Here is an 8,501-nt window from a genome sequence, read left to right on the forward strand (position 1 = left end):
GCGGCGTTTTATTGTATTTTTGGTGTTTCCCTCTTTTTGAAGGAAGTGCTGTTTTACGGCGTTTTAGGAGTCGTCCTTTTTTTAGCTCTTTTGGGGATGGAGAGTATGGACATACCATGGGGACTCCTGTCCTTGATAGGGATCGTGTTTGCTGCACTGTTGGAGTGGTTCTTGATTTTGCATATGAGGGGGCGGCGAGATGGGGTGGTGACGCGTTGTTTGTGGTTATTGAAGGGGGTGGTGTTTTGCGCCGTTGTTGGAGCGATCTTTTTTTGTTTCCGTCTGGGAGCAGAGAATCTAGGGTTGAGCAGGCTTTGGTTCGCGAAGGATTGGGTGTTTTTCATCATTTGTGGATTGATCCTTCCTGTTGTTTCTGTGGGAGCAAGGCGTGCGCGTTTGAAAGCGGAGGCGTTTTTAAAGAGAGTGGGGTTTATGGGGCATTACAGATAACGTCGAGGGAATGATTGTTCAAAAGAACAGCGATAGCGATAAGTTTGGGGATCAAACCAAAGCCCTATTTTGCCTTCAAAATCACCAGAACGTTGTTTGGCAATATTCATAATGACACCTGGGCGTTTGGCTAAATCTGCTTTTTCTTGTGCGAGAGAGGCGGCAAAGATTTTATCTTCCAACGACCGATTGCGCCAAATGGTGATGATGTTAAAGGCATTGGCACCAATTTCTGAGGCGCCTTTAATGTCTTCTGTGCTGGGGATATCTTTATCCAGACCGCCTTTGCGGGCATGGGCGACAAGGTGAATATGCACACTGTTTAAAACAGCCCAATCAACCATTTTATAAACGGCTTGTTCTTGTCTTGCATAATCATCAGAGGCAATGCCAAGCCGCATCAAACTGTCGATGATAAATTGATCGCAGCCATAGCGCGCACGACAATAGTCAAAGACTTCAAGCAAGGTGTCAACGCTTGATTTGCCAACATGTTCATAAAGAATAAGCCCTTCGTCTAAAAAATGAAGAATCCGTTCAATCGTCTCTTTTGTAGGCTGTTCTAAGCCGCCCGTTTGTTTGGTTAAACGGCGAAGCGATTGTTCTCCTTTCATTTCTAGAGACGCTAAGCAAAGGCGACTCTTTTGTGCAATCCAATGGGGAATACAATCTGATAATAATTGGCTTTTACCTGCACCACTCGCACCGCTCCAGAGCGTTAATTCTGCTGGGCGGAAATGCAATTTGTCCTTCAGTTTAGGATAGGGAACCGTATAACCAAGATGTTTTTCAGGCTCTGGCCAAAAAAGCCCAATCACTTGATCTTTATAGTCTGAGGCGCGCCGTAAACCTTCTGGTGCAAAGCTTTGTGCTGAGGAAAAGGCGGCTTTTATGGTGGCTTTATCGATCCCTGCGGTTAAACAGTCATTGGCATCTTTAAGGGGTAAACGGACACGGTAGCAACGGTGGCGTCCAAGCCTGCTGGCAATCTCACGGGCTGCTTCTTCTCCGGGCGGATCCATATCGGTGGCTAAAAAAATCGTTTCAAAAGATTCTAAATGATCAAATTCATTTTCAATCCAATTGTGCTTTCCTCCACTGCCTCCTCCAAAGGGGACAGAGACCGCCGGATATCCATAGGCGGCTAAGGAAAGTGCATCAATTTCTCCTTCAGTGATGACAATGGTACGGTTTGTTGAAGAAAGAAGGGGAAATGGCGCCTGTTGGGGGGTGTGTGTGGGTGCCTGTTGGTGTGTGTGTGTGGAGGTGGGGTTGGTTGAGGCGGTGTTTTGGGATGCCTTTGTGGAGGTGGGGTTGATTGAGGTGGTGTTTTGGGGCGCCTGTGTGGAGGCGTGGTTGGTTGAGGCGGTGTTTTGGGATGCCTGCGTGGAGGGGTGGTTGGTTGAGGGTACCTGTTGGGATGTGTGTTGGAATACTTGCTGAGGTGTGTGCTGGGTCGCCTGCTGGGATGTGTGCGTGGAGGTGAGGTTAGTTGAGGGTACCTGCTGGGGTGTGTTTTGGGGTGCCTGCTGAGGTGCGTGCTGGGTTGCCTGTTGGGATGTGTGCGGGGATGCCTTTGTGGAGGCGGGGTTGGTTGAGGCGGTGTTTTGGGGCGCCTGTGTAGAGGCGGGGTTGGTTGAGGGTACCTGCTGAGGTGTGTGTTGGAATGCTTGCTGAGGTGCCTGTTGGAGCGCCTGCGTGGAGGGGTGGTTTGTGGGGTAAAGGGCTTGCCAACCAAATAAAATCGGTTCACATTGGGAGGCTGTTGGTTTTGTTTTTGCTCCCGTTTGTGCAAGCCGTTCTTTGACTAAAGCAAGGGTGCCGTCGGGTTTATAAAAGGGGAAAATGATTTTTTCGCCATTTTCTCCTATGCGGTAACGCTTTATAATCTCTAGAGGAATGCGGCGTTCTTCATGGAGATAGGTTTTTACAAGATTCTGCGGGCTCTGCCCTTTAGGAACCGGTGGACGGCGATAGGAACGATGAGGCGCCATAAAGGGTTTGGGGCGTGTCAGATTGAGAGTCGCGCGTGCTTCTTCTAAGGCTTGAGAGAGGCTAATGCCTTTGACTTCACACCAAAGGTCTAAAAGATCTCCTCCTGTGCTTTCTGCAAAATCATACCAAAGTCCTGCTTTACTACCACTTAAGCAAATCGATAAACTTTGACCAGCTTCACCACGTGTGTTGCCTACAATCCAATTGTTGCCTCGTTTGTGCCCTTGGGGAAGAAGCATTTCTGCTATTCTATCTGCTTGTGAGATAAGTTTTTGTTTGATTTCAAAAATTGTGCTCATGGTCATTCGTGATATTATTGTCGTTTTTCTCAAGATGTGAGAAGTGAGGATTCTGTTTTTGCTGTTCTCACCATTCGATCTGATCGTAAAGTCTCGTGGTGCTATGGGGCTTGCCAGTTTACTTTGAGAGCTTCTTTGCCGCTCTTTTTTTGCCAATAGTCGCGAAACCTCTTGGCTTGCCAAAGGGCTTGACTCTCACTCAAACCTTTCTGAAATGGCTGTGTTGGTGTTTGTTTGCCAAGAGCATGGGAAGTGGTGTCTTGAGAAAAAGGAGGAAGGCGGAAAGGAGGAAGGGGGTGAAAGAAGGAATGATGCAAGAAGGGCGGGGTGGGTATGCCTGTTTTGAGGGTGTGGTGCATGTTGGAGTCCTGTTGGGGTGCCTGTTGGGGTGCCTGTGTGGAGGGGTGGTTTGTTGCCAAAGAGTTTGCTTTTCATTGAAGTTTTTTGAAGCTGCTCTGTTGATGTCTGTTTGCCAAGAGCATGGGAAGTGGCGCCTTGAGAAAAGGAGGAACGCGGAGAGGAGGAAGGATGCAAGAAGGTGGGGCGGATGCCTGTGAGGGGGTGGTGCATGCTGGAGTCCTGGTGTATTGGGGTGCATGTTGGGGTGTGTATGTTGGGGTGCCTGTGAGGGTCTTTTGCGTGGGGAAAACGCTTTTGTGATGAGAGAAAAATGGTCGATGTTGACTCGTTTTACGGTGTGAATCGCCTATCCAAATGTTGTTTTGCCGCCTTTTGTTTTGTCCGATGCTGTTGTGGTTTTGAAGCATTTTTGTCCCCGCGCTTGCTTGAAAAATACGTTGTTTGTGTGATGTCAAAAATTGTCGTTATAGTTGATCAAACTGCGGTAAAGCGTGTCGTTGTTCTCAGAGGTAAAAGATGAGGAGCTCCTTTGTTTTTGCTGTTCTTGCCGTTCGATCTCACGGCGAAACCAGTTGCGCCATGTGGCTTGCCAGTCTACTTTGAGAGCTTCTTTGCCGCCTTTGGCTTGCCAATAGTCGCGAAACTTCTTTTCTTGCCAATGGGCTTGGCTTTCACTCAAGCCTTCTGAAACTGCCGCCTTGATGTCTGCTTGCCAATGCTCAGGAAGACGATGCCCTTTGGCAACTGAGGTTGTGGTTTTTTTGTTGGAAGAAGGAGGGATGGAGGCAGGAAGATTGCTGGGGGGAAGAGTGGTGGCGGATTTTGTTTTTTCCCCCGTGACAATTTGCGCGATAGGGGCGGGAGTGAACTCGTCTTGGGGAGCTTTTAAAGGGGAGGCGTTTTTTTGCTCCGCTTCTGCTTGGGCAGGCAAAGGGAGAGGTGAATCAAGAGCCGGTGAGGGGGATGGATGATCGCTTTGTTCAAAGTTCTCTTCGCAGGAAAAACAAGGTTCTGTCTCATCAAACAAAATTTTCTTTTCTAAAACACCGTAAGGTGTTTCCTTTTCTTCTGCCTTTTGAGCTTTTGAGTTTTGTGCAACATCTTTTGGACTTTCGTTAAGCAGTTGTTGCATCTCTGCATTGATTTTCTTGCGTTTTTTTGCCGAAGAACGACCCGCAAAGGATTTTTGTTCAAGCAATTTTTCACGCTCTTGAAAAACATTTTCGCAACGCTTGTTCCATAATCCATTGGCTAAATTTAAAATCTTACCCTCTTGGATGAGCATCTCTAAAACATTAACAAAAGTTCGCTTGTCACAACCACAAAGACGCGCTAAACGTTCTTTCGATATTTCTAAAGGTCGGCCACGGGCATACATTTCATTGAGAAGAATCGTATAGATTCCAATTTCGTGTGCGCGCATCCCACGTACACCTCCTAGAAAGTCATTTTGATACCAACAAACATATGGAAGCCTAGACGATTCATAATGAGGAGTTTCTTGTTGATTAGCGTGTTTCATACTGCAATCTACTTTCTTCTTTTTTATACATTTTTATTGATGATAAAAGCTCAAATAAGGATTTAACTTGTGTTGCTTTTGGCTCTGTTCGATGATGACTAGAGGCTTCTTTACGATGCTTATAAATGATTGGCTGTGCTTGAAGAGCATGCAAACTTACGATTTAAGATTGCGGTGATGGAAAAAATAAAGAATACCACACATTCTCAACGTACTTGCTTTTGGGCAGAAGCTTTGGAGGTGGTCTTTTATATCCGGTAGGGTGGTTAAAGTGTTTTTATGATCTAAAAATAAAAAAAAATTTCCCCCTAAAAAGTAAAATTTGTTTCCTTAATTTTATCCTTTTTAGAGGATAATGCAAGCCCGTTTTATAAAAAGGACGTGTTTTTTTAAAAAGACGCGCTATATGGTGAAATTATGAATATCGATGGTTGGCGTCAAAGATTAAGAATCGCTTTGGAAAAAAGTGGGCGGTCAAAAAGATCTATCTCCCTCGCTGCCGGTAAAGGCGCGGGGTACCTTCATTCTATTCTTTCTGAAGGAAAAGAACCAACAATCGAATCTCTCTCGCGAATTTGTCACGAAATTAATATCAGTATGAATTATATTCTTTACGGGAAAGGGGCTAGCCCTGAAGATAAAGAATTTATAGAGCTTATTTCGAAACTCTCTCCGCAAGAGAGACAGGCGATTTTGACTCTTTTGCGGCGACCAATTGACGAAGCTTCAAAATAACTTCCTTCTGTGCTTTTGAGTCAAGGCGACTCCAGTGTTTTATTAATATTATGTCACTCATTTTATCTCTCCTGTGTGTTTATAATTGCAATTTTGTAAGAACAAATAGAGAACAACAAAGGGGCATGAGAGGAACAAAGAATAATAGATTTTTCTTTACATATGTCATTTGAACCCCGTAGATATTTAAAATATATCTTTTATGAAGGATAAAATGGTTGACATCTCTCCTATAGAGGATATAAGACTAACGCTATATTTAGTCTTGTCAAGACAAGGCTATGCTTTATCAACTATCTAAAGGGGGAAATCATGAAAAATATTTCATTCGTTAAAGAGGATGAAATCATTGTCGTTTTATGCGAAGAGGAAAATCCTTGTACTTATGAAGGACCAATCGACGAAATCGAAGAAGTGCTCGAACTGATTGAAGAATGTGAAACTGTTTATAGAGTTTTACGACTCGATCTGACAACTTCTCATGCTGAAGATGTTACCGAACAAATGGCGGATTTTTATGTCGAAAATCATGAAATAAATGAAGAAAATACACAATTGCAGCCCTTCATTTTGAATAGTGAAGCTTATCATGCTTGTTTAAATGAAAGAGCGGCTTGCGATTATGAAGATAATCTCTATGGCTCTTATGAAAAACAGCATCGTTTACGCCCATGTGATGTCTTGACAGATTATTGGTGGTAAACATGCCAAGTTATCTCAAGACTTCGTATCAAGGGATTCCACTTTATTATGCTGGAAATATGCGGAATTTAATCAGACTCGAACCACAAAAACACAACGCTATACTTTTTATATCGCAAGAGGTGGCTCAGTCTATGGCAAAAAAATTGGAGGAAGAATATTGCCGCCATGATTTTTCCGTCGTGCAGTAGCAGGGTTGAAAAAAGAAGCCGCAATGATGGGCCCAAGTGCTTTTTCATTGCGGTGACAATGGTGCACATTATGCTTTCGTTCTTGGGGGGGGGACGACTTGGGGGTGGAGAGCTTTGCGGGGATTTTCTTAGCCGATATGGAAAGGAGGGCATGAAGAAAAGAGCCCTATATATGGGGAATTGCGGACGCTTGTGTGTGGGGGGCAGTTGCCGGCTGGTTCATTGGGGGGGGGTAAGGCAATGAAGCAGCAGCGGGTTATCCAGTGGGGTTGGAGTGATATGAAAGCATGCTGGAGAACAAAAATGAAGGCTTAGGGGGAAGAGAAGCAGCAGTACAGACAGGTTCCAACCTATAAAAAGGCAAGTTCAAGGGGAAAGAGCCGGTTTTTGTGTTTTTGCGGCACGCAAGTAGGGAGCTTGGAATGATACGTAAAGCATGCTGGAAAATGGAAGGAGGTGTTTGACGGGAGAGGTCGTTAAAGCTTGTTTAGACGTATTGGGACACGTGGGGGGCTTTGGGGTGCTTTTGTGTTGAGTGCTGGGGGAGAGCGCCGCAATGATGGGCCCAAGTGTTTTTTCATTGTGGTGACAATGGTGTGCGTTATGCTTTCGTTCTTGGGGGAGACGACTTGGGGGGCTTAGCTGATATGGAAAAGGAGGGGATGAGAAACTTGTGGGGAGGAGGGATGTTGGGGGGAAGCTTGTTGGGGAAAATGTTGGTGGTTGGCTGGTTAAGAGGGAGAACGAGTGGGGGGAGAGGAGAGCTTGAAGCGTATGTAAGGCATATGCTGGAGGGGAGATATGAGGTGTGGAAAAGGGGCAGCCGTACAAGCGTTGAGGAGATGTCAATCTTTAAAAAAAGTTCCGTGTAGGGGGAAGGAGTAGAGTGTTGGAGGAGGGGGGAAAGTAGAGGGCTTTGAGCGCAGGGAGTGCAAAGAGCTTGGATATGAATGTGAAAGCATGTTGGGAAATGAGGGAAGGTGTTTGAGAGGGAAGAAGAGGAAGGCGCTATGGGAGCGCGGTTCTGACCGTTTTTGTATTGAGCCTTAGGGGGCAATGATGGGCGAGAGGTTTTTTTATCGGGGAGAAAATATCACGCGTTATGCTTTCGTCTAGGGAGGGCGCCGCTTGGGGGCTTAACCGATATGGAAAAGGAGGGGATGAGAAACTTGTGGGGAGGGGGATGTTGAGGGGGGCGTTTCCAAAAGCTTTTGTGATTTCAGCAGCACAATATTTAAGGATGCTGTCATTCTTAGTGGGGAATGCATCTTAAAAGATATGAATGTTTCAAAGAGAATATGTTGCAAAAAAAAACACCTTAAAGATGAAGGGGAGAAATACTATGCCAATCATTATCGATTGTATTCAAGGAACAGAGGAATGGCAGCAAGCGCGTAATGGTTTGATTACGGCTTCGTTGTTTGAGATGGTTATGGCACGAACAAAACAAGGGCAAAAAACGTCACGCTATCAGAGTGTGATGATGAAATTGGCGGGAGAAAGAATTACAGGAAAAACTGTTGATGAAGGGGCAACACTTTCTATGCGACGTGGGACAGAATTAGAACCAATCGCACGACAGCTTTATGGGGAATTTACACATACAGAACCTGAATGTATTGGCTTTGTTTTGGCAGATGACCGCAGACAAGGATTTTCCCCCGATGCTTTTGTGGGAAAAAATGGCTTATTAGAAATTAAAACAAAAAAACCTGAAATTTTGATCCCTCATTTCATGCAAAAGAGCTTTCCAGCAGAACATAAAGCACAATGTCAAGGGGGATTATGGATTTCTCAACGCGAATGGGTGGATTTAATGCTCTATTGGCCGGATATGCCTCCTTTGATTAAACGGGCTTATCGTGATGAAGCATATATTTGCAAGCTTGAAAATGAAATTAGCCGTTTTAATGAGGCTTTGGAGAAGATGGTACAGCAAATTAAATCGGTTGAGACAGGTTTTCATATAAGAACAGAAATTGCTTTGAAGGAGGGAGAAAGCGGGGAGTTTGGAGCGCATGCAAGACGTATGCTGGAGGGCAAAACAAGAATGAGGCGGGCAAGAAAGGGATCTTGTGTAGCGTTGAGGAGAGGCAAAGTTCTATAAAAAGGAAAGAGCAGAGGGGGAAAAGAGCAAAGCATATGTTGGAAGAGGGTGCTAAATAAGGGGGCGCAAAGAGTGCAGGGAGCACAAAGAGCTTGGTCATGAATGTGAAAGCATGGTGGGAAAATGGGGAAAGAAAGGGT

11 protein-coding genes are annotated in these 8,501 nt (G+C 45.2%); 7 read left to right on the forward strand and 4 right to left on the reverse strand.

What is annotated here, in order from left to right; translation table 11 throughout:
* Positions 1-11 precede the first annotated feature (11 nt).
* Complete coding sequence (locus ACFINY_RS03355; RefSeq protein ID WP_375700833.1) at positions 12-464, forward strand: hypothetical protein; 453 nt, start codon at positions 12-14, stop codon at positions 462-464.
* Here the strand turns inward: ACFINY_RS03355 and ACFINY_RS03360 are convergent.
* From ACFINY_RS03360 to ACFINY_RS03370, 3 genes are all read right to left on the reverse strand, one after another.
* Positions 441-2,744 carry a toprim domain-containing protein gene (locus tag ACFINY_RS03360; protein ID WP_375700834.1) on the reverse strand — a complete coding sequence of 768 codons (2,304 nt, stop codon included), beginning with the start codon at positions 2,742-2,744 and terminating at the stop codon, positions 441-443. The two genes, ACFINY_RS03355 and ACFINY_RS03360, sit on opposite strands and share 24 nt — an antisense overlap.
* A gap of 101 nt (positions 2,745-2,845) precedes the next feature.
* Positions 2,846-3,163 carry a hypothetical protein gene (locus ACFINY_RS03365; protein ID WP_375700858.1) on the reverse strand — a complete coding sequence of 106 codons (318 nt, stop codon included), beginning with the start codon at positions 3,161-3,163 and terminating at the stop codon, positions 2,846-2,848.
* 392 nt (positions 3,164-3,555) lie between these two features.
* Entirely contained in the window at positions 3,556-4,626 is a 1,071-nt protein-coding gene (locus tag ACFINY_RS03370) for a YdaU family protein (protein WP_375651142.1), read from the reverse strand.
* 417 nt (positions 4,627-5,043) lie between these two features.
* Between ACFINY_RS03370 and ACFINY_RS03375 the strand changes: the two genes are divergently transcribed.
* The 3 genes from ACFINY_RS03375 to ACFINY_RS03385 all read left to right on the forward strand — a co-directional run bounded on the left by ACFINY_RS03375 (position 5,044) and on the right by ACFINY_RS03385 (position 6,254).
* A complete protein-coding gene (locus ACFINY_RS03375; RefSeq protein ID WP_273790852.1) occupies positions 5,044-5,361 on the forward strand; it encodes an XRE family transcriptional regulator in 318 nt (105 codons plus the stop codon).
* A gap of 312 nt (positions 5,362-5,673) precedes the next feature.
* On the forward strand, positions 5,674-6,063 hold the full coding sequence (locus ACFINY_RS03380; RefSeq protein WP_375651140.1) for a hypothetical protein: 390 nt from the start codon (positions 5,674-5,676) through the stop codon (positions 6,061-6,063).
* 2 nt (positions 6,064-6,065) lie between these two features.
* Entirely contained in the window at positions 6,066-6,254 is a 189-nt protein-coding gene (locus tag ACFINY_RS03385; protein WP_273790850.1) for a hypothetical protein, read from the forward strand.
* Here ACFINY_RS03385 and ACFINY_RS03390 read toward each other — a convergent pair.
* On the reverse strand, positions 6,196-6,321 hold the full coding sequence (locus ACFINY_RS03390) for a hypothetical protein (protein ID WP_375651167.1): 126 nt from the start codon (positions 6,319-6,321) through the stop codon (positions 6,196-6,198). The two genes, ACFINY_RS03385 and ACFINY_RS03390, sit on opposite strands and share 59 nt — an antisense overlap.
* Positions 6,322-6,434: 113 nt before the next feature.
* Here ACFINY_RS03390 and ACFINY_RS03395 point away from each other — a divergent pair, with 113 nt between their 5' ends.
* From ACFINY_RS03395 to ACFINY_RS03405, 3 genes are all read left to right on the forward strand, one after another.
* On the forward strand, positions 6,435-6,569 hold the full coding sequence (locus ACFINY_RS03395; RefSeq protein ID WP_375682960.1) for a hypothetical protein: 135 nt from the start codon (positions 6,435-6,437) through the stop codon (positions 6,567-6,569).
* A 254-nt stretch (positions 6,570-6,823) separates the two neighbouring features.
* Entirely contained in the window at positions 6,824-7,126 is a 303-nt protein-coding gene (locus ACFINY_RS03400; RefSeq protein WP_375700835.1) for a hypothetical protein, read from the forward strand.
* A 470-nt stretch (positions 7,127-7,596) separates the two neighbouring features.
* Entirely contained in the window at positions 7,597-8,361 is a 765-nt protein-coding gene (locus ACFINY_RS03405) for a lambda exonuclease family protein (RefSeq protein ID WP_375700836.1), read from the forward strand.
* The last annotated feature ends 140 nt before the right edge of the window (positions 8,362-8,501 follow it).

Source organism: Bartonella sp. AA23NXGY, assembly GCF_042197165.1.
Taxonomy (GTDB): domain Bacteria; phylum Pseudomonadota; class Alphaproteobacteria; order Rhizobiales; family Rhizobiaceae; genus Bartonella.